Below are 25808 nucleotides of genomic sequence, written 5' to 3' on the forward strand. Positions count from 1 at the left end.
TCGCCCAGCGCCCGGTTTCGGCCTGCACCAGCCACGGTCCCAGCACCGGCCAGCCGCTCAGGCGGTCCACCAGGCGGTTGCGCACGCTGCGCTCGCGCAGCGCCACCACTAGCGCGATCAGCCCGACGATCAATGCCGGCGTCAGCCAGAACGCATTGGCATTCACCCAGGTACCGCCGGCCAGCACCGCCCAGCCCAGCCACGGCAGTTGCGACGACTTGTGCAGCAGCATCGAGAACTTGGGCACCACGAACGCGAACATCACCAGCACCGCGCCGACGCCGGCCAGCACCAGAATCGTCGGATAGATCAGCGCATTGCGCATCTCGCTGTGCAGGCGATGCTCGTATTCCATCTGCGCCACGCCACCGGACAGCGCCTCGCCCATGCGTCCGGTCAACTCGCCGGCGCGCACCAATTGCTGGATATACAGCGGCAGCTCCAGCCCGCTGCTGCCCAGCACGTCGGCAAAGCTCTGGCCGCGGCGCAAGCCTTGCGCCATGCCGGCGAACGCTGCGGTGACCTGCGGATGGTGCGAGGACTGTCCTTGCGCCGCCACCGCATCCACCAGCGGTACGCCGGCCTTGAGCATGGTGCACAACTCGTACAACGGCACGCTCAGTTCCGGCACGCTGGGCTTGCGCTGCCGCCACGTCGCCAGCGCGCCGCGCGTGGCCACGTGCGCGGACCTTCAGCGGGGTCAGGCCGCTGCGCTCCAGCGCGCGCATGGCGGCGCGTTCGTCGTCGGCGTTGAGCATGCCATTCATCACCACGCCATCGGTATTCAACGCTTCGTAACGGAAACTCGGCATCGCATCCTCAGGCGCTGGTCACGCGCAATACTTCATCGACACTCGTGGCGCCCTGCCAGGCTTTCAGCAAGCCGTCCTCGCGCAGCATGCGCCAACCCTCGCGGCGCGCCTGCGCGATCATGTCGGTGGTGGTCGCACCGTCGGTGATCATGGCGCGCAGCGTGGCGGAGACCGGCACCATCTCGTAGATGCCCAGCCGCCCGCGATAGCCGGTGTGCATGCATTGCGCGCAGCCGCCTCGTGCCAGTTGGGCGCGACATCGCCCAGCACCACGCGCGCCAGCTCGGCGACATGCGCATCCAGCCCCGCCGGCGCCGGCGCCGCGCGCGCGCAGTGCGGGCACAAGCGCCGCACCAGACGTTGCGCCTGTACCGCCTTGATCGGCGTGGCCACCAGAAACGGCTCGACGCCCATGTCGATCAGGCGCGTGAACGCGCTGATCGAATCGTTGGTATGCACCGTGGACAACACCAGATGCCCGGTCAGCGCGGCCTGGATGGCGATCTCCGCGGTTTCCAGATCGCGGATCTCGCCGATCATCACCACGTCAGGGTCCTGGCGCAGGATCGAGCGCAACGCATTGGCAAAACTCAAGCCGATGGCTGCGTGCGTCTGCACCTGGGTCACGCCATGCAACTGGAACTCCACCGGATCCTCGACGGTGATGATTTTCTTCTTGCCGTCGTTCGACGCGGCCAGCGCCGAATACAGCGTGGTCGATTTGCCCGAGCCGGTCGGTCCGGTCACCAGGATGATGCCGTGCGCCTCGCGCGTCCATTCGCGCATCAATTGCAGGTGATCCGGCAGCATGCCCAGCCGTTCCAGGCTCAGGTCCGCGCGTTGCTTGGGCAGCAGGCGCATCACGATCGATTCGCCATGCACGCCGGGCAGCGCGCTGACGCGCGTATCCCATGTCCTGGCCGCTGACGCGCAGGCTCAGGCGCCCATCCTGCGGCAGGCGCCGCTCGGCGATATCCATGCCCGAGATCAGCTTCAGCCGCGACGACACCGCGTTATAGCGCTCGCGCGGCAGGCTCAGCCGCGGATACAGCACGCCGTCGATGCGAAAGCGCACCGTGAACTGGTTTTCCTCCGGCTCGAAATGCAAATCCGAGGCGCGCTGTTCCACCGCCTGCGCCAGCATGTTGTTGACCAGCTCCACCACCGGCGCTTCCTCGGCCAGTTCGCGCAGGTGCGCCACATCGTCGCCGCTCGCGCCCACGCGCAGCGATGCGTGCATGCGTGACAGCGCCTCCAGCGTGCGCTCCAGATCCTGCGTGCGCACCAGGCACATGCGCAGCGCGCGCCCGCCAGCACCGCGCGCAGCAGCTCGCCCAGGCTGGGTGCCAGTGGATCGCGGGCCGCGCACCACCAGCCGCTGTCCTCGGTCTGCCAGATCAACACCTGCTGATCGAGCATCCAGTCCGCGCTCACCTGCAATTGCGCCGCGCTATCGCGCAGCAACGCCTCGTCGGGCATGGGCGCGTCGCGGCCCAGCAGTGGCAGATCGAGTTGCGCGGCCAGCACCTCCAGCAGGCTGTCCTCGCTGATCGCGCCCACGCGCATCAGCACGCGCCCAGGGTTCCGCCCAGCCGCGCCTGCAGCTCCAGCGCGTGCTGCACATCGGCGGCGCTCACCAGGCGCGTTCCTGCAACATCTCGCCGAGCAGTTGCGTGGGTCATGGCTGCGGCATCAGCGCCACGCCGCGGTGGCGCAGGCATGCGCGGCGCCTACAGTCACATAGCGAGCGCGGACGGGTTAGGGAGCAAGCGGGGTCGCGGCGCATGGTCACGGCACAGGCAGAACAGCCACGGACTATATAGCCCCGGACACGTGTCGAAAGGCCGCTGCGTCTGGCGCGCTTGCGCAGCCGGTGCGGGCGTGACCGACGCGCCGCCCCGTGGTTTGATCGACAGCCTGCCGCTCCAGCACGCATTCGGCCTGCTCCGCAGCGCACAGCAGTGCACGGAAACGTTGCACAGGTCTCGTTTGCGCGCAGTGAAGGGATTGACCGCGCTATCAACGCCCGCTATGTTCCATGCCGTAGCATGTGGTCCAGATGGGTGGGGGTCTGAATTGTCATGTCGGAGCCTTATGCATCGCTGAATTATGGACGCCGGTCGCCGCAGCCAATCTGGTACCGGTTTGGTCGCAGCGTTCGGTTTCAGGCTACGCCTCGAAGTTCATCCAAACCTAGCTAGGAGTTCCAACAACATGTCGAACATCCGCAAGTCCTCACTCGCGCTGGCCATTGTTGCCGGGCTGGCGCTGTCAGCCGCGGCCACGGCAGCCACTGTGACCTTCACTCCCGCGACCGCCCTGCCCGAAGGCGTGGCTTATTTTGATGTCGCCAGTAACACCACGAACGTGGGCATTGTGCCCACCACATGAGTGTCAACGTGTTGTCCAGCGACAACATCGTCGGCCGCACCACCGGTTTCGCCATCCGCGTCACCCTCAACAATGGCGCGCTGTTCAACAACTTTGTCGCCACGCCGGCCCTGCGCTGGCGCCCTTGGGTTGGACGGTGACGGTGGTTGGCGGTTATGTGGGCACCAACACCGCGATCATCAACTTCAACCCGCCCAGCACCAATCCGGTTCCGGGCATCGTGCCGGGTGACATCGTGGACATCACCGGTGCCAATGCCGAGCTCAGTCCGACCACGGGCAACATCCTCAGCAATCTCGCGGCGCTGCAGACCTCGGGGCAGACGGTGAATGCCTCGGTGCAGTTCTACGATCCGGTCAGCACCAACTCGATCCTCAACACGATCACCCAGCCACTGCTGGTCTCGGGCAACCCGGTGGTCGCGTCGTGCAGCAACACGCAGAACTTCCCGAACGAGAAGATCGACGTCGCTTCGGCAACGGACAAGCCAGTCAGACGTATTTCTCGACGACCGGCGCTATCGGTCTGGTGGATTCTGGCATCTTCGAAGCTGGCTCAGTCGACATCAGTCCCTCGACCGCGGCCAATTTCAGCTATTTCACCTTCAACACGACGTCTGATGCGTTCAGCACCGTGGCCAGCGGCAATTTTGGCGCCTTCGCTCAGGCCGGCGCCAGTGTGTTCCTGTCAACGAGCCCGATGTGCAGTTCGGCTGCTGTGACTGGCACGCTCAACGCCGCCGCCAATCAGGCCACGTTCGCCTACAACCTGAGCGACATTGGCGGTAGCACATCTGGCGGCACAGCTTATGTGTGCTTCCAGGTGCCGAGTGGCAATACCACGCCGATCGCCGCGACCGCGGTGAGCGTGAGCACCAGCTTCACCCGCAACAGCCTGACCGTGCCGGGCACCACCTGCGCGCTGGCGCCGATGATGTACAACGGTCCTGTGGTGCATGTGTACACCTTCAATCCGGCGGGCAACACGACCCAGGATAGCTTCCTGCGCGTCAGCGATACCGGTCCGAGCGGCGGCCAGGTGTTCATCACTGGCGTCGACGACGCGGGTCACCCGGGCGCGGGCACGGTCAGCTTCTCGCTGGCTGCGGGCCAGAGCGTGCAGATCGAGTCGTCCTGCCTGACCAACGGTACCAACTGCCCGGCGGGTGTGCCCATCACCGGCGCACTGGGCACCGGCACGGGCAAGTGGCGTTTGACCGTCACCTCGTACTTCCCCAACCTGGTGGTCACCAGCCTGAACCGCAACAACAACACTGGCACCCTGACCAACATGACGAACTACGACGTGCAGGGCAAGCAGGCAACCTGGAGCTACTACGGCGACAACGGCAACTGATCTGCGGATCAACGCTGGATGCATCCACGGCGGCCTTCGGGCCGCCCGTTTTTGTTGGCGCATCACGACTTGCAACCACCTCTTTCACAAGCTTGCATGGCGCGTGGTACGCGCACGACGCAACGGCAACGATTGCAAGCGCCGGACGCATGCATGCCCATGCCGTAATCATTTGTATGCGCGCAGATGGACTACCTTGCAATTGTTGCTCTAGACTTGTCATCACCAGTCAAGCTGCTTGGCCGTAGGAGGGGAAATTTCATGATGCTGAAACGTTCCACACTCGTTGCTTTCATGCTGGCAGCGCTTGCGCTCTCTGGCGCCACCGTTGCAGCGACCGTCACCTCAAGTACGCCGTTGCCCGAAGGCATCGCGAACTTTGATATCGCCAATGCCAGCACCCAGGTCGGCATCCTTCCCATGCTTAGCGTCAACGTGCTGTCCAGCGACAACATCGTCGGCCGCACCACCGGCTTCGCCATCCGCGTCACCCTCAACAATGGCGCGCTGTTCAACAACTTTGTCGCCACCGCCGGCCCTGCGCTGGCGCCCTTGGGTTGGACGGTGACGGTGGTTGGCGGTTATGTGGGCACCAACACCGCGATCATCAACTTCAACCCGCCCAGCACCAGTCCGGTTCCGGGCATCGTGCCGGGTGACATCGTGGACATCACCGGTGCCAATGCCGAGATCAATCCGACCACGGGCACCTTCGTCAGTAACTTGGCCGCGTTGCAAACATCAGGTCAAACCGTGGGCGCCACGGTGCAGTTCTTTGACCCGGTCAGCACCAACCCGATCCTCAACACCATCACCCAGTCACTGTTGATCTCGGGCAACCCGGTGGTGCAGGTGTGCATCCCGAACGGCAACCAGAACGAGCGCATCGACGTTGGCCAGGATGCTGCCCATGCCAGCCGCACTTACTTCTCAAGCACCGGCGGCATCGGCATGCTTGATACGGGCCAGTTTAATGCCGGCTATATCAATTACGGGGCCGCGCCCGGTTTCGGCTATTTCCAGTTCAACCCCACCGATCAGTTCACCACCACGCTGCAAGGCGCGTACACGGCGTTCAATCAGGCAGGCGCCACCGCCATGCTGCGCGACAACTCATCCTGCGGTCCTGCGCCGTCCACCGTGGTCGGCGCCTTCAGCAATGGCAATGGCACGCTGACGTTCCAGTACACCGCGTCGCAGATGTTCCCGATCAATGGCGGCTCGTTCTCCACCGGCTCACTGTACACCAACATTTGCTTCGCGGTTCCCAGCAACAACACGATTCCGTTGCAAGCTACCCCGGTGGTTCCGCAGACGGTGTTCACCCGTAACGGGATCAGCGTGAACGTACCATCCTGCGCGCTGCAACCCATGCAATACAACGCCCCGGTGGTGCGCGTGTACACCTTCAACCCGGCTGGCAACACGACTCAGGATAGCTTCCTGCGCGTCAGCGATACGGGTCCGGCGGGAGGCCAGGTGATCATCACCGGTGTCGATGATGCCGGTCACCCGGGCGTCGGCCCAGTCAGTTTCTCGCTGGCTGCGGGCCAGAGCGTGCAGCTTGAGTCGTCCTGTCTGACCAATGGCAGCAATTGCCCGGCGGGTGTGCCCATCACCGGCGCGCTGGGCACCGGCACGGGCAAGTGGCGTTTGACGGTCGTTTCGTACTTCCCCAACCTGGTGGTCACCAGTCTGAACCGCAACAACGCCTCCGGCACGGTGAGCAACCTCACCGACTACGACGTGCAGGGCAAGCAGGCAGCTTGGAGCAAGTACGGCGACAACGGCGCGGGAAGCGGCGGCGGTGGCCGTGGCAAAGGCGGCGGCAGCTGATCCGCGGATCACTGCTGGATGCACTACACGGGCGGCCCTCGGGCCGCCCGTTTCTTTTGTGCGCCCGGCAGGGCGCACCTGCTTGGAGGTGAAAGTCCTCTACTCACCCGGCAAGGGGAAGAGTTAGCCAGAGGCAAGGGCGAATCGGGTGACTGGTCGTCTGAAGGAAGCCCGAGGCAAAGCGCTGGCCTGACGAACAGGAAGCGGATACGAGGCGACACGTTGGGGTGAGGCAGCAAAAGGGGTCAAAGCCCGGTACTTGCACAGACGACGTGGCGTATATCCGACAGGCATAAGCGGGAAGGCAGGTGCGTCATACCCGGGGAGATCTCGCCTCATGCCTGAAAGGGCGACGCTGGAAGGCGGAGCGAGAAGTCAGCAGAGGCCATCCCCCAAGGGGACTTCCTGCGGGGCGTAGTAGGTGCGTTACGACCGAAGGGCCGAACATGAGAGACCGCGATTAGGACGACTGAACCTCGATGATCGACGACGAAGCAGAAGCCCGGGAAGCCGGGGCCAAGGGCCAAGAGGCGGGACAGTATCCCGTGGGTAGGCCGTGTGGTGCCGAGTCGATCACGGCGGCAGCCGGGCAAACGAAAGCGGAGGTGTCACGGCTGATGGAGGCCGTGATCGAACGCAGCAACGTGTGGTCGGCGTATCAGAAGGTGGTTCGTAACGGTGGCGCACCGGGGGTCGATGGCCTGACGGTGGGATCGTTCAAGGACTGGCTGAAGAGACACTGGCCCTGCGTGAGAGCAGCCTTGCTGGACGGCAGTTACCTGCCGTCGGAGGTGCGCGCGGTGGACATTCCCAAGCCCTCGGGCGGGGTGCGGACACTGGGCATCCCGACGGTGCTGGATCGGCTGATCCAGCAGGCGCTGCTGCAAGTCCTTCAACCGATCGTCGAGCCGACGTTCTCCGCATCGAGCTACGGTTTCAGGCCGGGGCGCAGTGCCCATCAAGCTCTGCGTGCGGCCAAGCACTATGTGCAGGAGGGCCGTGCGTGGGTGGTGGATATGGACTTGGAGAAGTTCTTCGACCGGGTGAACCACGACATCCTGATGTCGCGGGTCGCCCGGCACGTCGACGACGAGCGGGTGCTCAAGCTGATCCGCCGTTATCTGGAAGCGGGCTTGATGCGTGACGGGGTGGAAACAGCACGTGACCAAGGCACGCCGCAAGGCGGGCCGTTGTCGCCGTTGCTGTCCAACATCCTGCTCACGGATTGGGATTGCGAACTGGGAAAGCGCGGACACGCGTTCTGTCGTTATGCGGATGATTGCAACATCTATGTCCGAAGCGAAGCGGCAGGGCAGCGCGTGATGGCCGCCATGAAGGTGTTCCTGGACGAACGCCTGAAGTTGCAGGTCAATGAAGCCAAGAGCGCATGCGCCACGCCATGGAAACGCAAGTTTCTGGGCTACACCCTGACGAACGCCGGTGGTCATATCAGGCTCAAGGTCGCGCCGCACAGCGTGGCCCGCCTGACCGACCGCGTGCGTGAACTGCTGCGTCAGGGGCGCGGACGTAGCCTGACCCACACCATCGAGACACTGAACCCGGTGCTTCGTGGATGGATCGGCTATTTCCAGCTCAGCGAGAGCAAGACGGTGTGGAAGGACCTCGACGGATGGCTGCGGCGTCGGCTGCGCTGCCTGCTATGGCGGCAAGCCAAGACGCGTCCGCGGCGTACCGCGCTGCTGCGCAAACGAGGGCTGCCGGAGGCGCGGGCTTGGCACTCGGGACACAACGGGCACGGCCCATGGTGGAACAGTGGTGCCAGTCACATGAATCAGGCGTTTCCGAAAGCCTTCTTCGACCGGCTGAAGTTGGTCTCAATGATCGAAACCAGCCGGTATCTTCAGCGTCACTCATGAACCGCCGTATGCGGAACCGCACGTACGGTGGTGTGGGAGGGGACCGGAGGATTCCGGCTCCCTACCCGATGCGAGTGGAGCGCGGCCGGGCCGCCCGTTTCCTTTATGGGTATCCGGATGTCAGTGCGGGTTGGCCTTGCGTTGACCCGCCCGCTGTTGATCGTCGTCGCCAGCGCTGCTCAGGATCGCGGCTCCCGCGTCTGCTGCGCTGCGTGTGTAACGGTGTGTATCATGGCCCATGGACAGTCAGACCATCATCCGCAGACTGAAACAGGAAGGCTGGCTGGAAGTCCTCGTGGCCGGCTCGCATCACAAGTTCAAGCAACCCGGACAAGCCGGGGTACGTGGTCGTACCCCATCCGCAACGCGATCTGCCGCAAGGTACCGCGCGCAATATTTTTCGACAGGCCGGCTGGCAGTGGAGGAAACGATGATCTACCCCGCCTACATTCACAAGGACAAGCGCAGCGCCTGGGGCGCGACCCTGCCGGATTTCCCTGGCTGCTTCGCAGCCGCCGATGCGTTGGACGACTTGCCGGCCGCGGTGCAGGAAGCTGTGGAAGTGTATTTCGAGGGTGAGGCGATGGACGTGCCGGCGCCGACCGCGCCCGATGCGCTGCCGCGCGGCAAGGCGTACACCGGCGGTCAATGGTTGCTGGTTGACATCGACGTGGCTCGGGTGAATCCGCGCGCGGTGCGCCTGAACGTGTCGCTGCCGGAAAATCTGGTGCAGCGCATCGACGCTTACGCACGCACGCATGGCGCCACGCGCAGCGGGTTCCTGGCCGAAGCCGCGCGGCGCGCGATGGCAGACAACGAACGTGCGGCTTGACCGTTTGGCAGACCGGAACCTACGCTGAAATCCGGTTGCCCTCTTTTATGAGCGGAGCGTGGCCGGGCCGCCCGTTTCTTTTGCGAGTGGGGCGGCGGCCCCCCGGCCACCGGTGAGGCGTGCAATGCCAGTCAGTGCAGTGGCGATGGCAGGTGAAGTCGTTGCCATCAACCGTGCACATCCTGCTCGGTGGATGCGTGGCGTCCGGCTATGCAGGCGCATGCCATCCCGCGAGGCCATCGTGCAAAACGTCCAGGTGCTCGCGGTAGGCTTGCCATGCACCCACGCGCGGACGTATCGCATCGCGCACTTGCAGACTGCTGGGTGTGGCAACCACCCCGATGTCGAGGCGCGCATCCAGACACTGCGCCTCGAAGGGCAACGCGCAAAACGCGCACACGCGGCGCAACAGGCGCTCGGCATCGGCGAATTCGGCGTAATCAACCTGCAGCAACCGCCCCGGCAACACGCGTTGCCAGTGGGACATCAGCGCGCGGTAGTGGCCGTAGTGCGCAACGATGTCCTGTTGCGCGAAACTCCACGGATAGGCTGCGCCCAGCAACTGGCGCAACACGGCGAAAGCGGCATCCATGGGCGCGCGCGCCACGTGCACGATGCGTGCCTGTGGCAGGGCGCGTGCGATGTGAGCGATGAGCATCCAGTTTGATGGCAATTTGTCGGTGTAGTGGCTGCGCCCGCGCGCGCGCCAGCGCGTGTGCTCAAGGTAAGCCTGGCCCAGCGCGTGGTAATCGATGTCCGCGCTGCGCTCGATGGCGGTCATCGGCAGCAGCTCGACGCTGTCGCAGTCGGTGGCCAGGCCCAACTGGTAGGCGAAATCCGCGTGCTCGCCCGCGGCGCTCACCTGCGTATGCCGTCCCAGCAGCGTTTCCAGCAAGCTGGTACCACTGCGCGGCAGACCGACGATGAAGATGGGCGTGGCCGTGCCCGCGGGCGCGCTCTGTGGCACGGCGGTGGCGGCCGTGCCCGGCTGGGTGCGCAGCAGCGCGTCGATGCGCGTTGCCTCGCGCGCGGCGTCGTACGGCCATTGCCGGTGCGCCGCGGCCGCGCCGCGCTGCAGCGCTGGCCAGGCTTGCTGATATTGCTGCAAGGTGTGCAGTTCCTCGAACAGTGCGTAGGCCAGCGCGGCCTCGGTGTCGGCATCAGTGACACTGGGTAGCACGCTGTGCAGATGCGCGATGTGCGCCGTGGCCGCATCGGCATCACGCTGGCTGGCATGCACACGTGCCAGGCCCTGCGCCGCGCTGCCCGAATCGGGCCGCTGGTGTTGCGCGGCGGAGTAATCGGCGCCGGCGCCATCGGCGTCACCGCAGTAATCGCGCGCGCGCGCGCGCAGCAGCAATAGGTTGGTGTCGGGGGTGGCGCTCAGTTGCGCGGCAAGCTCGGTCAGTGCCAGCACCTGTTGGTATTCGCCTGCGCGCGCGCGCAGTTGCGCGTGGCGAAACAGCACGGCGCTATCGCGGGAGTCTTGCACGAGCGGGGTATCCAGCAGCGCGCGCGCGCGCGAGAAATCGCCGACGCGCATCAGATCGGTCGCGGTGCGCAAGGCAGCTTGCGCGTCGCGTGCTGGCAGTGCAGCAAGTCGTTGCGCCAGTTCCACGGCGGGTCGCATGCGCCCGCGTTTCAGCCACGCATGCAGCAGCAGGGACAGGCTGTCCGCGTCATCGGGCGTGCGCCGCAGATGCGCCTCGAGCGTGGCGCAGGCGGCCACGAGCTGGCCGTCATCGAAATAACGCTGGGCGCGTTGCAGGTGCCGTGGCAGGTGCTGGTTCATGGAGTGTATTCTGTCGACAGATGGTTGGTGATCAGCGTGCGAAAAGGGGCATCTTGCCGCCTGACACTTAGAGATTCCATGCAAACAAACTGTCGCGGCAAAAATCGCAGCACGTTTGTCGCGACCAGCACTTGAGAGCTCGTCCCATTTCGGGGCGCGCATGTGCTTCGCTTTGTCAGGTTGGACTGCGGCCATTGCTTACAGCCGTGCCTCGTGCAGATTGGGCAATGCACCGTGCGCGTTAGGTCGAGATCCGCTGTTCGAGCGCGCCACGATGCCTACCGCAGCCATGTTTGCACAGCATGAGGTGCAAGATCTGGCCAGGGAGTGCGTCATTGCAAAAGTGCTCGTCCGGACGCACGCAGGTGCCGCGTATATTTGCGCAGATATTACAAATACGTAATGCACCTGCTGCGCACCACCCACGTGAACAACGCGCAGATATAGTGCTTTGCGTCTCATTTTAGAGACCTGTTGCATCCATCTCACTGTTCAGGGGGAGCACACATGGGAATGTACAAACCTGTATGGGCCATGCTGGCAATAGCGTTTGCCGGGATACTGGCCGTGCCGCAAGTTCAAGCCGCGCTGCCGCCCGCAGCCAACCAGCAATTCGGGCACAAGATTTTTTCGCACCCTAACGGCCCAGATGTTCTGGACATCATGCCCAAGGGCTATTCTCTGACCAAGGGCCACACATTCGGGCGTGTCGCCGGCAACAGCCTCATCAACGCGCAAACTTCGCCACTCAACGATCCATATGCACCGATCGTCAATGGCTTAAATGCGTGGGCATCTTCAGCGTGCGGTGGCCTGGGCTCCGACTGCTACACCACGGGCAATTATTTTCCGCTTGGTCCGGTGATGCAGAGCCAACGCCATATCTATCTGATCTGGTATGGCAATTGGCAAGGCAACAGCGCGCTGAGCATCATCCCGCAGTTCGTGCAGTCGTTGAACATGTCGCCCTACGAGCGGATTCTCGGCACCTATAAGGTCAATAACAGAGCGATCATGCCTTCCATCACGCTCGCGGGCCAAACCTTTGATGATTATTCGCTGGGGCAGGACCTCAGTGACGCCAATATCCAGACCATCGTGCAGGATGCGATCACCGAGGGACGACTGCCGCTGGACAACAATGGCATCTACTTCGTGCTGACCTCGTCCGATGTAATGGAATCGAGCAACGGCAATCTCGCGCAGGGCGGTTTTTGCACCAAGTACTGTGGCTGGCATACCGACGGCCTGAACATGCACGGCGTGGACGTGAAGTACGCCTTTGTGGGCGATGGCCAGGCCTGCGCCAGCGCGACCGCGGAAAGTTATGGCTCCTGGCCAGGCTCGTGCATCGCCATGAAGAGCTTCCAGTCGTATAGCAACTACGTGTGGAACAGCCCCAACAACAACCCTGGTGCCGATGGCATGGTCAGCGTGATCGCGCACGAGTCCGAGGAGGCCACCAGCGATCCTGAGGTGGGCACAGGCAACCTTGCCTTCTACGGATACGACTGGTGGGATGGCAATGGCTACGAGAACGGTGACCAGTGCGCCTGGCGCTTCGGCGCTGCGAGCGGAAACATGTTCGCCACGCCCAACGGCAGTCTGGCCAACATGAGTTTGCAGGGCTACAGATATTTGATCCAGAAAAACGTGGTGATCGTTGATCCGCAGGGCAATGCCGATTACGGCATGCTCGAAACTACCGCTTATGGTACTAATCCAACCAATTGGTATAACTGGTACTACTTTGGTATGCCGGCGGTTGGCGGTACGGCGGATTATTGCGGGCTGTCTCCACCCACTTACCTCTGAGTAGCGGTTTGCAAAACATCTCCGGCGCAATGGGCTATTGCCAGCTGCGCGCTGGAATCATGAGGGTGCGGTCTGGACTTTGGCAGTGATGCAGGACGCGTCGATGCCAAGGTGCTGACATGAACAGCGCGCAATTGCTTGTCGCGACAAGGGTGTCAGCGCTGTGCCGCGACGGTATGCTTGCAAACTGATCTGAGTAGCCTCAGGCAAGTTGCTGGATTGCGTAAACATGGCGTCGAGTCTGGCCAAGGCCCGGCTCGACGCCTTCACGGCGATACGGGCGCAATCGGCCTGTGGGGTCCACTCGGGCGCCAGCGCGCATGCGCTGCCTCGCCTACAATCGCGCGTCCCATTTGCTGCGTTCGCCATGAGCCTATCAGCGACGCCATGCGTAGGCATGGCATTGGCAAAGCCCGACGCGTGCGCGCGGCACTGTCAGTCGTCTGCGCGCGCCGATTCTGCCGTGTGGCGCGATTGCGCTATGACGTGCATCAACACGACGGCCATGCATCAACTGGAATACACGCGCATTGCCACACTCTGCGCGGGTGTCCGTGACGGTCCGCATGCGGTCGCGATCACATGAGCCCGCACGCGCCACGCATCAGCTTCATGATTGGTGGTGCGCAGAAATGCGGCACCACGGCGCTTGCCGAATTTCTGCGCGCGCATCCGCGGGTGCGCCTGCCACTGGGCAAGGAGGCACATGTCTTCGATGCGCCGGATTACGACGACGCAGCGCTGCCAGAGGCCATCGATACGCGCTTTGCCGCACATTTTGCCGAGCCGTGGCAGGACTCGCTGGTGTACGGCGATGCCACGCCGATCAGCCTGTTTCTGGGCCTCGTCAGCAAAACCTGTGGGCGAGCTTCGGCTCAGGTAGCTTGCCAAGCACATGATAGAGCGCGATTTCTGTCGCCCTGAAGGTCCGAAATCCGTAGGCTTTTCTCATGGTGACTTTGCACTTGTTGTTGAGCCCCTCGACGACGCCGCTGGAGAACTGCTTGCGGGCGCGGAAATAGTTCAACAGCAGCTCGTGGTGTCGGCGTAGCGTGCCGGCGACTTTCTTCATCGGCTCGATCTGTGAGCGCATCACCTGCGTGCACCACTCATCGAGGAATCTGCCGGCCCAGGTGGGTGACACGTACTCCCAGAACTTCTGGAAGTCCTCCTTCAGCAGGTAGGCGCGAACCGTCTTCAGGTTGTACTTCAGCAGTTCCCGCAGGCGGCCGCGCTGTTTTCCCGTCAGATTGCCCGGACGCTTCAGCACGCACCACCGGGTCTTCTTCAGGACAGGCTCATAGCCGTCCTGGTGCATCCGGCGGGCTTCGTTGGCACGCACTTCGTCGATCGCCTTGTTGATCGTCGCCACGACGTGGAAACGGTCGAGAATGTTCAGTGCGTTCGGGCAGTTCTGCTCGATCAGCTTCAGGTAGGGCTTCCACATGTCCGAGCAGACGAAGGCGATCCGCGCCGCGAGATCTTTGCCGATCAGGTCAAAGAAGCGCTGGAAGCTGGCCGTGGTGCGCTCCTTGCCGACCCAAAGCAGCCGCGTGAAGCCGGCATCGATCTGGTAGACCAGCGTCAGATACGCGTGGCCGCGGCCGTACTGGATTTCGTCGACGCCGATGGCACGCAGCGGCCCCCACTCGCGATGCGCCAGCCCCCACTCGACCACCCATGCCACGGCGTGAAACACCTTTTCCCAGCTGGTGCGGAACGCTACCGCCGTTTCTCGCCAGGACAGTCGGCGCGCCCACTGCGCGAGGAACAACATGTACGCCTTGCAGAGCGTGTGCTTGCCAATCGCCCAGGGCACCTGTTCGACCTTGACGCCGCATCCACGGCAGGCGACTCGACGCATGGCATACAATAAAATCACCGCGAAGCCCCAGACCGGAATGAACTCGAAGCGGCGCACCGACAGCGTATCGTAGCCGCTGCCGCGCTTTCCGCATCCCGAGCAGATCGGACGCGAACCGCGGCGAGGACGCACGTCAACCTCGATGGTGTTCTCGGCCTCGAGCAGGCGCGCACCCTGATACACGAAACCAGGATGGTGGTGACAGGCATTCAGCAAGCGGGTGATCAACATGGGGAGGTCGAATCTGGCAGGTGGCGGCAAACCCGCTATTTCATACCAACCCGACGATCAAATGTTGGCCGAGCTCTGCCCCGATCTCTCCGAGTGGCCGCACCGCTGGTGCTTTGACGATGGCGACATCGACTTCGGTCGCAACGTGCTGGAAGCGCTCACGCCATTCCTGCAGCATCTGCTGGCAACCGACCTCAGTCGAAAGACCTTGGCACGTCACCGCGATCATCTCTGGATGCTCGGCGGCGAACTCGTGCGCCGCTTGCATGACGAACCGCGCCTGCGCATGAAGACGCCAACAGCCGTGCTACTCCACTACATTGACGACGAAGGTGGCCCACTGATCTACCCCAGCATCACCGAAGCCCAGCAACATGCGTTCGACGGCACCTGCAGAAAGCTGTACCGGTTCTTGAGCGAGGTGGCATCAGCCGGATAGCGCAGGAATCACCCACGGATTCCGCTGACGAGCCGTTTCTGGAGACGGCCATCCGCCGCGCCGCGCGCTACAACCCGGCCCTGCGCTGGATCATCCTGCTGCGCGATCCGGCCGCGCGCGCGATCTCGCAGCACGCCATGGAGCGTGCGCGCGGCACGGAATCATTGCCCTTGCTGCGCGCATTGCTGGCCGAGCGCGGGCGGTTGCACCGCGCGCGCGGGGACTTGGGATGGAACTCGTCACTGCGCAATCACAGTTATCGCGCGCGCGGTGAATACGCGGCGCAATTGCAGCGGTTATTGCATCACTTTCCGCGCGAGCAGGTGCTGCTGTTGCGCAGTGTCGATCTGGCACGGGATGCCGCGGCGACGCTGCGCGAGGTCTATGCACACCTGGGTCTTGCAGAGCCGCTACGCATGCCGGAAACACTGCGCCACTTCGAGGGCAGCTACGGCCATCATGCACTCGGCCACGCCATGCTGCGCTGGTGGTCGTGGCAGCAGCGGCGCAAGCTGCGGCGTGCGCTGGATGTTGACCTACAGTCTTGATCCAATCCCAGCGTTGCCACGCTCCTACAATGCGTCGATCAATACCTTCGGGATTCCGGTGTATGACCATTGCCGTGAAACTGGACCTTGCCATTCACGCCATGGATGCGGGATCCGCGGTACTGATACCGGCCCATGACCTGGACTGACGCGCTGAGCTGGCGCGTGCGTCGTCTGCGCGCGCTGTTGCAACGGACGCGCGGCAGCGTGCTCAGTCGTGGCTGGCGCGGCACCTGGCGGCGCATCCTGATGGAATTGAAAGGCAGCGCGCCCGCTGCGTCGCAACCGCATCTGCTGGCGCTGGACTGGACATTCGCGCCGTTCGCGGTGCCCGAGGCCGGCAATCCGGACGTTTCGGTAATCATCCCGGTGCACGGGCATCTGGCCCACACGCTGGCGTGTCTGCGCTCCATCGCGGCCTGTGGCGACACGACCGCGTTCGAGGTCATCGTGGTGGACGACGCCTCGCCCGACGCGAGCGCGGCGACGCTCGCGCAAATCCGTGGCCTGCGCCTGCTCGGCTTGCCGCGCAATCTCGGCTTTGTCGGTGCGTGCAATGCCGGCGCCGCAGCCGCGCGCGGACCGTTCCTGTGCTTCCTCAATAACGACACGCAGGTCACACCCGGCTGGCTGGACGCGCTGCGCGCCTGCTTCGAGGACGTGCCCGATTGCGGCATCGCCGGATCGCGCCTGCTGTATCCAGACGGCCGCCTGCAGGAATGCGGCGCGCTGGTGTTCGCCGATGGCGGCGCGTGGAATTGCGGGCGTTTCGAGCGCCCGGATCAGCCGCGCTATCTCTACCGCCGCGAGTGCGATTACGTGTCCGGCGCGGCGCTGATGATCCCGGCCGCTCTGTTTCGCGAGGTCGGTGGATTCGACACGCGTTATGCGCCGGCCTACTACGAGGACACCGATCTCGCTTTCGCGGTGCATGCCGCACGGCGTCGCGTGCTGGTGCAGCCCGCCAGCACCGTGATCCACTGCGAGGGCGTGACCGCGGGCATCGATCCCGAGCAGGGCGTCAAGCGCCATCAGGTGAAGAACAAGGCGCAATTCGCCGGCAAGTGGGCAGCCGCATTGCTCAAGCAAGCCCAGCCGGGAACGCGTGAAGCCGAGGCCAGCGCGCGCGCCGCAACGGACAGGCCGTACCTGCTGGTGATCGAAAGCACGCTGCCGGATGCTGCCCGCGATTCCGGGTCGCTGCGCCTGGTCGAGCTGCTGCGCAGCGCGGGGCAACTGGGCTGGCGCGTGAGCCTGATGCCGGACGACCGGCGCATGGATCTGGCGCTGGCGGCGCGCCTCGGTGCCGTGGGTGTGCAGGTCGTTGTACCGGGCAACCCGCGATCCTGGCTGGGTGCCCACGGTGACGATTTCGCGGTGGTCATGCTGAGCCGCTATGCGGTCGCGTCGGTCTGGCTGGCGCAGGTGCGCAGACTCGCGCCGCGCGCGCAGGTCATTTTCGATACGGTCGATCTGAACTTCCTGCGCGAGCGGCGCGCGGCGGAACTGGCCCGATCCGATACCCGACGCGCCGACGCACTGCGCGCGCACGAGCTGGCCTTGATCGCCGCCAGCGACTGCACCCTGCTGGTCAGCGAGGTCGAACTCGCGCTGGTGCAGGCTGAGCTGCCGCAGGCGCGGTTGCGCCTGCTGGGCAATATTCATCAGGTGCACGAGCCGATCACGCCGTTTTCCGACCGCGCCGATCTGCTGTTCATCGGCGGCTTCCAGCATCCACCCAACCGCGACGCCGTGCAGTGGTTCGCGCGCGAAGTGTTGCCGCTGCTGCGCCCGTGCCTGCCAAGGCTCTGCCTGCACGTCATCGGCAACGTCGATGCGCAGGCACGCGATGTGTTGCGCGACGTGCAGGTCGTCTTCCATGGCCGCGTCGATGATCTGCGGCCGTGGCTGGAGCGCTGTCGCGTGTCCGTCGCGCCGCTACGTTATGGCGCCGGCGTGAAAGGCAAGATCAACACCGCCATGGCCGCGGGGCTGCCGGTGGTCGCCACCCGCATCGCGGCCGAGGCCATGGCGTTGACGGACGGCGTGGACGTACTGCTGGCCGACACGCCCGCAGCCATGGCCGCGGCCATCGAACGTGCGTACACCGATCAAGCCTTGTGGCAACGCTTGTCGCGCGGTGGCATGGACAATGTGCGCCAGCACTTTTCCAGGGCGCGCGCACGTGATGTCCTGCGCGAAGTCCTGGACGACGCGCTGCGCGAATCCGCGAGTCCGTCCCGGTGAATCGGATGCGCCATTCACGCTGCAATGGCGATTCGCGATCGAGTTCAGGCGCCCGCATCGAGCGCATCGAACAACGTCCCGTGATCCTGCCGGCCCGATCGCTTGGCCGTTCCCATCTCGGTTTCGTCGTTCCCGCGTAGGCGGGAACCCATTTCCCCCTATGGATCCCCGTTCCCGAGTGGTTGTGTCGGGGATGGGAACCCGGTAACACGGCACAATGGGCCATCGGACACGGCATCGCCTCAGCCTTGACGATCCGGCCAGACCCATCCCTCATTCCCCTGATCGCATTGACCCATGAACAAACCCCGGCAAGCCCTCGCCCTCGGCATCCGCGCCATCCACGCGGGGCAGGCGCCCGGTTTCGAATCGACGGGTGAACGCTGCCTGGATCGTAAGGTGCTGCCTGTTCGGCGGTAGAATTCAGGAGCTTCGACATGGCCGGAGGAAGGGCGATGAACGCTCAGCTCAAGATGGTGTTCTGGCAAGGCGATCGCTACTGGCTGGGCAAGCTGGTCGACCACCCTGAAATCATGTGTCAGGGCGAAAACATCGAGGAGCTCGAAGCCAATCTGCGCGACGCCTATCGCGAACTCTTATTGGAGGATGTGCCGCCTGGTTATCAGGTGCGAGACATCGCCCTTTGAAGCGAGAGGAGCTGCTGCGTCAACTTGCAGTGGCAGGCTGCGTTCTGGTGCGTCACGGTGGGCGTCATGACATCTGGCTGAATCCGCGCACAGGACAAAAGCAACCCATTCCGAGGCATCGCGACGTTGAAGATGCCTTGGCCAAGCACATCTTCAAATACCTCGGATTGCGCTGACACCCATGAACAAACCCCAGCAACCCCTCGGCCTCGGCACCCGCGCCATCCACGCGGGGCAGGCGCCCGATCCATCGACCGGCGCGATCATGACGCCGATCTACGCCACCTCCACGTACGTGCAGCGCAGCCCCGGCAAGCACCAGGGCTACGAGTATTCGCGCACGCACAACCCCACGCGTTTCGCCTATGAACGCTGCGTGGCCGATCTGGAAGGCGGTGTCGCCGGCTTCGCCTTTGCCTCGGGTCTGGCCGCGGCCAGCACCGTGCTCGAGCTGCTGGATTCCGGCAGCCACGTCATCGCCATGGACGATTTGTACGGCGGCACTTATCGTTTGTTCGAGCGCGTGCGGCGGCGCTCGGCGGGGCTGGATTTCAGCTTCATCGACTTGAACGACGGCGCCGCGCTGAAGGCGGCGCTCAAGCCCAACACACGCATGATCTGGGCGGAGACGCCCACCAACCCCATGCTCAAGCTGGTGGACCTCGCCAGGGTCGGTGCCTTCGCGCGCAAGCACGGGCTGACCCTGGTGGTGGACAACACCTTCTGCTCGCCCATGCTGCAGCGCCCGCTGGAATACGGCGCGCACCTGGTGCTGCATTCGGCCACCAAGTACCTCAACGGCCATTCCGACATGGTCGGCGGCATCGTCGTGGCCGGCACGCAGGAACTGGCCGAGCCGATGGCCTTCCTGCAGAACTCGGTCGGCGCCATCGCCGGGCCGTTCGACAGTTTTCTCGCCCTGCGCGGCCTCAAGACCCTGCACCTGCGCATGCGCGCGCATTGCGACAATGCACTGGAACTGGCGCGCTGGCTGGAGAAACATCCCACCATCGAGCGCGTGATCTACCCCGGCCTGAAAAGCCATCCGCAGCACGCGCTGGCCAAACGCCAGATGCAGGGCTACGGCGGCATCATCAGCATCGAGGTCAAGGGCGGGCTGAAGAAAGCGCGCAGCATGCTAGAGCGCTGCCACCTGTTCGCGCTGGCCGAATCACTGGGCGGCGTGGAGAGCCTGATCGAGCACCCCGCCATCATGACCCACGCCTCCATCCCGCCCGCGCAGCGCAAGCGGCTCGGCATCAGCGATGCGCTGGTAAGGTTGTCGGTGGGTGTGGAGTGCGTCGATGATCTGCGCGGAGAGCTGACGCGAACGTTGTCATGAGCAAGCGGAAAATCACGCGCTCCACGGCGGTTGGCGCGACATCAAACAAAATCAGCACGCGACGCGCGATCATGGTGCTGGGAATGCATCGCAGCGGCACCTCCGCCATCACGCGTGTGCTCAATTTGCTGGGCGTCGAGCTGGGATCGCGCCTGATGCCGCCGGCGCCCGACAACCCAACGGGCTTTTGGGAACATCTCGATGCGGTCGAGATCCATGACCGATTGTTGGGGAAACTGGGGCGCAGTTGGGATGACTTTCGGCCCCTGCCAGCGGGCTGGCTGCACTGCGCGGCGGCGAAGCATGCCCAGCAACAAATCCTGCAATTGATTCAGTCCGAGTTTTCCGATGCGCCATTGTGGGCTGTTAAGGATCCGCGTTTATGTCTGTTCGTGCCGTTATGGGAGCGCGTGTTGTGCAGTCTTGGCATCGAGCCTTGCGCGCTGATCGTGCTGCGTGAACCAGCGGAGACAGCGCGTTCGCTGCACGAGCGCAATGCGATTCCCGCTGCATTGGGCGAGGCCTTGTGGTGCCGTTATACCGTCGAAGCCATACGCGGCAGCGCGCGCAACCGGCACGCGGAATTGCGTTACTCACACTTGCTGCAAGATTGGCGAACCGAGATGAAGCGGCTTGATTCGACATTCGCCCTGAACATGGATTGGAACGAGCAAGCCATGGAACGCATTGATGCTTTTCTGCACTCGGCGCGTACCGAGCCCGATCGTGCTTCCGAGCTGACGCCCTTTCGCAGCGACCGGTTGCCTCTGGTGCTGAGCGCTCCTGGACTGGATCTCAAACAACTGGCAGATGCCGCGGATGCGGCACTCATGCATATCGCGCGCGAGTCGCTTGCCTATGCGGAAGCCGAGTACTTGCAAGTCGAGCGCACCCGCTTCAGCGAGGCCGAGGATCGTGCACGACTTCGCATTGATGAAGCCGTGCGTTGGGCACAACGGCTTGAGAACGAACAGGAGTCGACTCGTGCGCAATTCGGTGAGTTGCAGCGTGAACACGAGCGCGTCGCGTCGTGGGCGCAATCATTGGATCGCGAGTTGCAAGTCGAGCGCACCCGCTTCAGCGAGGCCGAGGATCGTGCACGACTTCGCATTGGCGACCGGGATACGCTGATCCTCACCCTGCAGCAGACTCTTGTGCACCAACGCGAACAATCCGAGCGCATGGCGGGCGAGGCGGCGTCAGCACGGCGTCTATTTGAGGAGATACGTGATTCCCGGTCATGGCGCATCACGCGCCCCTTGCGCGTCATCGCGCGCATTCTGCGCGGCGAATGGCCAGTGGTGCGCAATGAAATAAAGCGCCGCCGCGAACAGGCGCGCATCGCCGCGACCGCTCGTGAATCCAGCATTGATCCGGGGACGCGCGATGCGCCAGCAGCACGCGATCTGACTGCGCGCATCGAGTCCTCTCCGGCGCTTGTAAACTACTTGCCGCGCGCTCGAATCAGCGATTTGGCCCTGCCTGCTTACCATGCGCCGCTGGTCAGCATCATCGTGCCGGCGTACGGCATGCTGGATGTCACCGCGCGCTGCCTGCACTCGATCATGGCGCATCCGCCGAGCGTACCGTTCGAGGTGATCGTCGTTGAGGATGCCTCGGGCGATACGGATATCGATCAATTGGCCAAGGTCAGCGGCTTGCGCTACGAAAAGAATCCCGAGAACCTGGGCTTCGTGCGCTCCTGCAATCGCGCGGCGGGGCTCGCGCGCGGCGAGTACGTGTACTTTCTCAACAACGACACCGAAGTTACCGAAGGCTGGCTGGATGCGCTGCTGGACGTGTTCCGGCGCTATCCCGATTGCGGCCTGGCGGGATCGAAACTGGTCTATCCGGATGGACGCTTGCAGGAAGCCGGCGGGATCATGTGGCAGGACGCCAGCGCCTGGAACTACGGTCGCCTCGATGATCCCGAGCGCAGCATCTACAACTACCTGCGTGAATCCGACTATTGCTCGGGCGCATCGCTGCTGATCCGCAAGGCGCTGTTCGAGCAACTGGGTCGCTTCGATGAAATCTACGCACCGGCCTACTGCGAGGACTCGGATCTCGCGTTCAAGGTGCGCGCCGCAGGACTCAAGGTTTATTACCAGCCCGCGTCGGTGGTGGTGCATTACGAGGGCGTCTCGCATGGCACCGACACCGGCAGCGGCATCAAGTCCTACCAGGTGCGCAATCAGGCAATCTTTCGCCAGCGCTGGCAGTCGACTCTGCAAGCCGATCATTATCCAAACGCCGAAAACGTGTTTCGCGCGCGTGGACGTGATAAATACGCGCGCATCATATTGATCATAGACCACTACGCACCACAGCCGGATCGCGATGCCGGCTCGCGCACAATGATGCAGTTCATCCAGCGCTTCCTGGAGCGCGGCTATCGGGTCAAGTTCTGGCCAGAGAATCTGCACTTCGATCCGGTGTATGTGCCGCCATTACTGCAGCTTGGTGTTGAGGTTATGTACGGCGTCGAATATGCTGGTGCTTTCGATGCTTGGATGCGCGAGCATGGTGTCGCGCTGGACTACATTTTGTTGAGTCGGCCACATATCGCGGTGCAGTTCATCGAGATTGCGCGCAAGTATTCGGCTGCGCCGCTGCTGTACTACGGGCATGACGTGCATCATCTGCGTCTGGACGATCAATTGCGCGTGATGCCTGACGATGCTGCCGTGCGCAAGGAGCGCCAAATGATCGCGGAACTCGAGCACGAGGTCTGGCGCAGTGTGGATGCGGTGTATTACCCATCAGATTCTGAAACCACGCAGGTGCGCGCCTGGCTGGCGCTGCATGCGCCGCAGGTGCGCGCGCACACCGTGCCTGCCTATGCCTTCGAAGAGTTGCATGATGACCCCACGCGCAATCTGCACGAGCGCGAGGGGTTGATTTTCGTCGCCGGATTCGCGCACCCGCCGAATGTGGATGCGGCGCTGTGGCTCGTGCGCGAGGTATTGCCGCGCTTGCATCAGCACATGCCCGGATTGCGCCTAAGTCTGGTCGGCTCGAATCCATCCGCCGATGTGCGCGCCCTGCAAGACGAACGCGTCGAGGTAACCGGGTTTGTCACCGACGCGGAGTTGGCGCAACGCTATGCACATGCTCGCGTAGCGGTCGCGCCGTTGCGTTTCGGCGGCGGCATCAAGGGCAAGGTCATCGAAGCCATGCGTCATGGAGTGCCGTGCGTCACCACATCGGCAGGCGCGCAGGGATTGGACGGGTGCGATGCGCTGGCTGTCTGCGATGCGGCCGACGATTTCACGCAGCACATACTTGGATTGATCGGTGACGATGCCGAATGGCGTCGCCGCGCGCTGGCCGGGCAAGCATTCGTGCATGCGCATTACACGTCGGACGCTCAATGGCAGGCCTTTGCGCGCGAACTGGACTTGCGCCATGCCATGTTACCCGGGGCGGCAGCATGATCGCGCGTGCGCGCGCTCCGCTGCGCCTGGGTCTTGCCGGCGGTGGCAGCGATGTCTCGCCGTATTGCGACCAGTTCGGCGGTCAGGTGATGAACGTCACCATCGACCGCTATGCCTACGCCATCGTGCGACCGGGCGATGGGCAGAGCACGTGCTTCGAGGCGCTGGATGTCCGGCACCACGCCGAGCATATCTGCGGCGACGAACATTCACTCAGTGGCCCATTGCAACTGGCGCGTGGTGTGTATGCGCGCGTCTGCCGCGACTTTCTCGACGGCAAGCAGCCATCGCTGCGCGTGACCACGTATTCCGATGCACCACCGGGCTCGGGCCTGGGGTCGTCCTCGACCATGGTGGTGGCCTTGCTGCAGGCGTTCGTCGAATACTTCGGTTTGCCGTTGGGTGAGTACGAAGTCGCGCGGCTGGCGTATCAGATCGAGCGCAATGACCTGGGCTTGGCGGGCGGCAAGCAGGACCAGTATGCGGCAACCTTTGGCGGCTTCAACTTCATGGAGTTCTATGCCGACGACCGCGTGATCGTGAACCCGCTGCGCGTCAAGGACTGGGTGTGGGCTGAGCTCGAAGCATCGCTGGTGCTGTATTTCACCGGCGTGTCGCGCGCCTCGGCGGACATCATCGATCAACAGTCGCGCAACGTCAGCGAGCAGAATCAAGCGTCGATCGAGGCCATGCACCGGCTCAAGGACGAAGCTGTGGCCATGAAGGAATGTGTGCTCATGGGCGATTTGAGGCGACTGGAAGCGACCTTGCGTGCCGGCTGGGAGGCGAAGAAGCAAACCGCCAGCAGCATCAGCAACCTGCTGATCGAAAACATCGAGCGCGTGGCCTTTGCCAATGGCGCGCGCGCGGCGAAAATCTCCGGCGCGGGCGGTGGCGGATTCATGATGTTCCTGTGTGGCGCAGAGGACCGGCTCACGCTCAACCGCGCACTGCTGGAGCAAGGCGGCAGCCTGCTCGATTTCCACTTCACCCAACGCGGAGCGATGTCGTGGCGAGTTCCCTGAGTGCGCGTATTGGCGCCGAGTTCGACAAGTCGCTGGGCGTGCTGCAACACATGGCGCAGGACACCGCGCTGCGCGCGCAAGTGGCCGATGCGGTGGGTGTTGCCGTGGCCGCGCTGCGCGCTGGCTGCAAGCTGCTGTTTGCCGGCAACGGCGGCAGCGCCGCCGACGCGCAGCACTGGGCCGGTGAACTGGTCAGCCGGTTTTACTTCGATCGCCCCGGCTTGTCGGCGATCGCGCTGACCACCGACACCAGCATCCTTACCGCCATCGGCAACGATTACGGCTACGACTACGTGTTCGCGCGCCAGATCGAGGCACTAGCCCATACCGGCGACGTGTTCTTCGCGATCTCGACCTCTGGCAACTCGAAAAACATCTTGCGCGCCATCGACGCTGCGCGTGCGCGCGGCGTCAAGACCATAGGCTTTACCGGCCAATCGGGTGGCGCGATGGCCGAGCAGTGCGAGTTGTGCTTCAAAGTGCCCTCGGGCGAAACGCCGCGCATCCAGGAAGGCCACGAATTCCTCGGACACTTGCTGTGTGGTCTGATCGAGCATGAGATGTTCGGATCGACGCATGGCCGATGAGGCCATCATTCTTGCCGGCGGCTGCGGCACACGCCTGCAAGGCGTGGTCAGCGATGTGCCCAAGCCGCTGGCGCCCGTGCAGGGGCGGCCGTTCCTGGTCTGGCTGCTGGATCTGCTGGCGCGGCAAGGTATGCGCCGCGTCGTTCTGGCCACCGGCTACAAGGCCGAGATGGTGCATGCGGCCATCGGTGAGCTCTGGCAGGGCATGCGCATCGACTACGCAGTCGAATCGTCACCGCTGGGCACCGGCGGTGCCATCGCCCAGGCGTTGCAGCGGATCGAGGGCGAGGACGCATTCGTGCTCAATGGCGACACCTATCTCGAACTCGATTACGCACGCTTTGCGGCGGCGATGCGCGCGCAGCACGCCGCGTTGGGCATGGTCCTTGCCCAGGTGCCCGATGTCAGTCGCTACGGCGCCGTACATATAGCCAATGAGCGAGTCACCGGATTCAGCGAGAAAGGCGGCTCTGGTGCTGGCTGGATCAATGCGGGGGTCTACTGGCTGCCGCATAGCCTGCCGCTGCGGGCCGTGACGCACGCGTTCTCGTTCGAGGATACCGTGCTGCGTGCCGCCGCCGCGCAAGGCACACTAAGCGCCTACACCGCGAGCGCTGCGTTCATCGATATCGGTGTACCCGAGGATTTTCAACGCGCGCAGGCCTGGCACTTTGCTTCACAAGCCAGTCCCGCGGGCAGCTTCCACTTTGTGCAATCAACTCTCTGAGCC

Annotated in this window: 25 protein-coding genes and 2 pseudogenes; 20 read left to right on the forward strand and 7 right to left on the reverse strand. The window is 63.8% G+C overall.

Annotated features, from left to right (window positions below):
* The 5 genes and pseudogenes from Mschef_RS05265 to Mschef_RS18520 form a co-directional block, all read right to left on the reverse strand.
* Positions 1-679, reverse strand: a 679-nt coding sequence (locus tag Mschef_RS05265; protein WP_176212411.1) for a type II secretion system F family protein, incomplete at its 3' end; no start/stop codon positions are given.
* A 140-nt stretch (positions 680-819) separates the two neighbouring features.
* Positions 820-1032, reverse strand: coding sequence for an ATPase, T2SS/T4P/T4SS family (locus tag Mschef_RS17910; protein ID WP_484502495.1), 213 nt, complete (start codon positions 1030-1032; stop codon positions 820-822).
* Positions 960-1673 (reverse strand): GspE/PulE family protein, encoded by a 714-nt coding sequence (locus tag Mschef_RS17915; protein WP_242426468.1) that lies wholly within the window; start codon positions 1671-1673, stop codon positions 960-962. The genes Mschef_RS17910 and Mschef_RS17915 overlap by 73 nt, the downstream gene beginning before the upstream one ends.
* A 109-nt stretch (positions 1674-1782) precedes the next feature.
* A pseudogene (locus Mschef_RS18515) lies at positions 1783-2106 on the reverse strand (ATPase, T2SS/T4P/T4SS family); the annotation flags it as partial.
* Positions 2070-2378 (reverse strand): annotated as a pseudogene (locus tag Mschef_RS18520) (GspE/PulE/PilB domain-containing protein); the annotation flags it as partial. The pseudogenes Mschef_RS18515 and Mschef_RS18520, both read right to left, overlap by 37 nt.
* 648 nt (positions 2379-3026) lie before the next feature.
* On the opposite strand from Mschef_RS18520, the gene Mschef_RS17615 reads away from it, so the two are divergent.
* The 8 genes from Mschef_RS17615 to Mschef_RS05295 all read left to right on the forward strand — a co-directional run bounded on the left by Mschef_RS17615 (position 3027) and on the right by Mschef_RS05295 (position 9104).
* Positions 3027-3203, forward strand: coding sequence for a hypothetical protein (locus Mschef_RS17615; protein WP_176212401.1), 177 nt, complete (start codon positions 3027-3029; stop codon positions 3201-3203).
* On the forward strand, positions 3200-3343 hold the full coding sequence (locus Mschef_RS17620; RefSeq protein ID WP_176212412.1) for a hypothetical protein: 144 nt from the start codon (positions 3200-3202) through the stop codon (positions 3341-3343). The genes Mschef_RS17615 and Mschef_RS17620 overlap by 4 nt, the downstream gene beginning before the upstream one ends.
* Before the next feature lie 17 nt (positions 3344-3360).
* Entirely contained in the window at positions 3361-3924 is a 564-nt protein-coding gene (locus Mschef_RS17110) for a hypothetical protein (protein WP_139789390.1), read from the forward strand.
* Entirely contained in the window at positions 3921-4559 is a 639-nt protein-coding gene (locus Mschef_RS05275; RefSeq protein ID WP_139789391.1) for a hypothetical protein, read from the forward strand. The genes Mschef_RS17110 and Mschef_RS05275 overlap by 4 nt, the downstream gene beginning before the upstream one ends.
* A 261-nt stretch (positions 4560-4820) precedes the next feature.
* Positions 4821-6395, forward strand: a complete 1575-nt coding sequence (locus Mschef_RS05280) for a hypothetical protein (RefSeq protein WP_136256278.1) — start codon at positions 4821-4823, stop codon at positions 6393-6395.
* Between the two features lie 479 nt (positions 6396-6874).
* A complete protein-coding gene (gene ltrA, locus Mschef_RS05285; RefSeq protein ID WP_081126478.1) occupies positions 6875-8272 on the forward strand; it encodes a group II intron reverse transcriptase/maturase in 1398 nt (465 codons plus the stop codon).
* A 308-nt stretch (positions 8273-8580) separates the two neighbouring features.
* Positions 8581-8706 (forward strand): type II toxin-antitoxin system HicA family toxin, encoded by a 126-nt coding sequence (locus Mschef_RS18390; protein WP_425480125.1) that lies wholly within the window; start codon positions 8581-8583, stop codon positions 8704-8706.
* Positions 8703-9104: a type II toxin-antitoxin system HicB family antitoxin gene (locus Mschef_RS05295; protein ID WP_081126863.1), complete on the forward strand. Its 402-nt coding sequence runs from the start codon at positions 8703-8705 to the stop codon at positions 9102-9104. Before Mschef_RS18390 ends, Mschef_RS05295 begins: the two co-directional genes overlap by 4 nt.
* 208 nt (positions 9105-9312) lie before the next feature.
* Here Mschef_RS05295 and Mschef_RS05300 read toward each other — a convergent pair whose 3' ends face one another.
* Positions 9313-10896 (reverse strand): tetratricopeptide repeat-containing sulfotransferase family protein, encoded by a 1584-nt coding sequence (locus Mschef_RS05300; RefSeq protein ID WP_168708967.1) that lies wholly within the window; start codon positions 10894-10896, stop codon positions 9313-9315.
* 507 nt (positions 10897-11403) lie between these two features.
* Between Mschef_RS05300 and Mschef_RS05305 the strand changes: the two genes are divergently transcribed.
* Complete coding sequence (locus Mschef_RS05305) at positions 11404-12711, forward strand: hypothetical protein (RefSeq protein WP_081126711.1); 1308 nt, start codon at positions 11404-11406, stop codon at positions 12709-12711.
* A gap of 582 nt (positions 12712-13293) precedes the next feature.
* Positions 13294-13635 carry a hypothetical protein gene (locus Mschef_RS17960; protein WP_081126864.1) on the forward strand — a complete coding sequence of 114 codons (342 nt, stop codon included), beginning with the start codon at positions 13294-13296 and terminating at the stop codon, positions 13633-13635.
* Here the strand turns inward: Mschef_RS17960 and Mschef_RS05315 are convergent.
* A complete protein-coding gene (locus tag Mschef_RS05315) occupies positions 13559-14806 on the reverse strand; it encodes an ISL3 family transposase (protein ID WP_081125836.1) in 1248 nt (415 codons plus the stop codon). The two genes, Mschef_RS17960 and Mschef_RS05315, sit on opposite strands and share 77 nt — an antisense overlap.
* Between Mschef_RS05315 and Mschef_RS05320 the strand changes: the two genes are divergently transcribed.
* The 10 genes from Mschef_RS05320 to Mschef_RS05365 all read left to right on the forward strand — a co-directional run bounded on the left by Mschef_RS05320 (position 14796) and on the right by Mschef_RS05365 (position 25805).
* Entirely contained in the window at positions 14796-15245 is a 450-nt protein-coding gene (locus Mschef_RS05320; protein ID WP_197686697.1) for a hypothetical protein, read from the forward strand. The genes Mschef_RS05315 and Mschef_RS05320 overlap by 11 nt on opposite strands.
* Before the next feature lie 50 nt (positions 15246-15295).
* Positions 15296-15793, forward strand: coding sequence for a sulfotransferase domain-containing protein (locus Mschef_RS05325; protein ID WP_339325993.1), 498 nt, complete (start codon positions 15296-15298; stop codon positions 15791-15793).
* Positions 15794-15928: 135 nt separating this feature from the next.
* Positions 15929-18040, forward strand: coding sequence for a glycosyltransferase (locus tag Mschef_RS05330; RefSeq protein ID WP_081126713.1), 2112 nt, complete (start codon positions 15929-15931; stop codon positions 18038-18040).
* A gap of 455 nt (positions 18041-18495) precedes the next feature.
* Positions 18496-18687 carry a type II toxin-antitoxin system HicB family antitoxin gene (locus Mschef_RS05335; protein ID WP_081126714.1) on the forward strand — a complete coding sequence of 64 codons (192 nt, stop codon included), beginning with the start codon at positions 18496-18498 and terminating at the stop codon, positions 18685-18687.
* A complete protein-coding gene (locus tag Mschef_RS18395) occupies positions 18684-18863 on the forward strand; it encodes a type II toxin-antitoxin system HicA family toxin (protein WP_081126715.1) in 180 nt (59 codons plus the stop codon). The genes Mschef_RS05335 and Mschef_RS18395 overlap by 4 nt, the downstream gene beginning before the upstream one ends.
* 5 nt (positions 18864-18868) lie before the next feature.
* A complete protein-coding gene (locus Mschef_RS05345) occupies positions 18869-20029 on the forward strand; it encodes a trans-sulfuration enzyme family protein (RefSeq protein ID WP_081126716.1) in 1161 nt (386 codons plus the stop codon).
* Positions 20026-23466 carry a glycosyltransferase gene (locus Mschef_RS05350; RefSeq protein WP_242426470.1) on the forward strand — a complete coding sequence of 1147 codons (3441 nt, stop codon included), beginning with the start codon at positions 20026-20028 and terminating at the stop codon, positions 23464-23466. The genes Mschef_RS05345 and Mschef_RS05350 overlap by 4 nt, the downstream gene beginning before the upstream one ends.
* Positions 23463-24491: a GHMP family kinase ATP-binding protein gene (locus Mschef_RS05355; RefSeq protein ID WP_081126861.1), complete on the forward strand. Its 1029-nt coding sequence runs from the start codon at positions 23463-23465 to the stop codon at positions 24489-24491. Before Mschef_RS05350 ends, Mschef_RS05355 begins: the two co-directional genes overlap by 4 nt.
* Complete coding sequence (locus Mschef_RS05360) at positions 24476-25078, forward strand: D-sedoheptulose-7-phosphate isomerase (protein WP_277921468.1); 603 nt, start codon at positions 24476-24478, stop codon at positions 25076-25078. Before Mschef_RS05355 ends, Mschef_RS05360 begins: the two co-directional genes overlap by 16 nt.
* The gene (locus Mschef_RS05365; protein WP_168708968.1) at positions 25068-25805 is read left to right on the forward strand and encodes a nucleotidyltransferase family protein; all 738 of its coding nucleotides are present in this window, start codon (positions 25068-25070) and stop codon (positions 25803-25805) included. The genes Mschef_RS05360 and Mschef_RS05365 overlap by 11 nt, the downstream gene beginning before the upstream one ends.
* Positions 25806-25808 lie beyond the last annotated feature (3 nt).

It is taken from the genome of Metallibacterium scheffleri (assembly GCF_002077135.1).
In the GTDB taxonomy this organism is placed as follows: domain Bacteria; phylum Pseudomonadota; class Gammaproteobacteria; order Xanthomonadales; family Rhodanobacteraceae; genus Metallibacterium; species Metallibacterium scheffleri.

Coding starts and splice junctions, on each gene's coding strand:
- Mschef_RS17910 (WP_484502495.1), bottom strand. CDS start 1,032: ATGCACACCGGCTATCGCGGGCGGCTGGGCATCTACGAGATGGTGCCG.
- Mschef_RS17915 (WP_242426468.1), bottom strand. CDS start 1,673: ATGCGCCTGCTGCCCAAGCAACGCGCGGACCTGAGCCTGGAACGGCTG.
- Mschef_RS17615 (WP_176212401.1), top strand. CDS start 3,027: ATGTCGAACATCCGCAAGTCCTCACTCGCGCTGGCCATTGTTGCCGGG.
- Mschef_RS17620 (WP_176212412.1), top strand. CDS start 3,200: ATGAGTGTCAACGTGTTGTCCAGCGACAACATCGTCGGCCGCACCACC.
- Mschef_RS05280 (WP_136256278.1), top strand. CDS start 4,821: ATGATGCTGAAACGTTCCACACTCGTTGCTTTCATGCTGGCAGCGCTT.
- ltrA (WP_081126478.1), top strand. CDS start 6,875: ATGATCGACGACGAAGCAGAAGCCCGGGAAGCCGGGGCCAAGGGCCAA.
- Mschef_RS05295 (WP_081126863.1), top strand. CDS start 8,703: ATGATCTACCCCGCCTACATTCACAAGGACAAGCGCAGCGCCTGGGGC.
- Mschef_RS05300 (WP_168708967.1), bottom strand. CDS start 10,896: ATGAACCAGCACCTGCCACGGCACCTGCAACGCGCCCAGCGTTATTTC.
- Mschef_RS05305 (WP_081126711.1), top strand. CDS start 11,404: ATGGGAATGTACAAACCTGTATGGGCCATGCTGGCAATAGCGTTTGCC.
- Mschef_RS17960 (WP_081126864.1), top strand. CDS start 13,294: ATGAGCCCGCACGCGCCACGCATCAGCTTCATGATTGGTGGTGCGCAG.
- Mschef_RS05315 (WP_081125836.1), bottom strand. CDS start 14,806: ATGTTGATCACCCGCTTGCTGAATGCCTGTCACCACCATCCTGGTTTC.
- Mschef_RS05330 (WP_081126713.1), top strand. CDS start 15,929: ATGACCTGGACTGACGCGCTGAGCTGGCGCGTGCGTCGTCTGCGCGCG.
- Mschef_RS05335 (WP_081126714.1), top strand. CDS start 18,496: ATGAACGCTCAGCTCAAGATGGTGTTCTGGCAAGGCGATCGCTACTGG.
- Mschef_RS05345 (WP_081126716.1), top strand. CDS start 18,869: ATGAACAAACCCCAGCAACCCCTCGGCCTCGGCACCCGCGCCATCCAC.
- Mschef_RS05350 (WP_242426470.1), top strand. CDS start 20,026: ATGAGCAAGCGGAAAATCACGCGCTCCACGGCGGTTGGCGCGACATCA.
- Mschef_RS05355 (WP_081126861.1), top strand. CDS start 23,463: ATGATCGCGCGTGCGCGCGCTCCGCTGCGCCTGGGTCTTGCCGGCGGT.
- Mschef_RS05365 (WP_168708968.1), top strand. CDS start 25,068: ATGGCCGATGAGGCCATCATTCTTGCCGGCGGCTGCGGCACACGCCTG.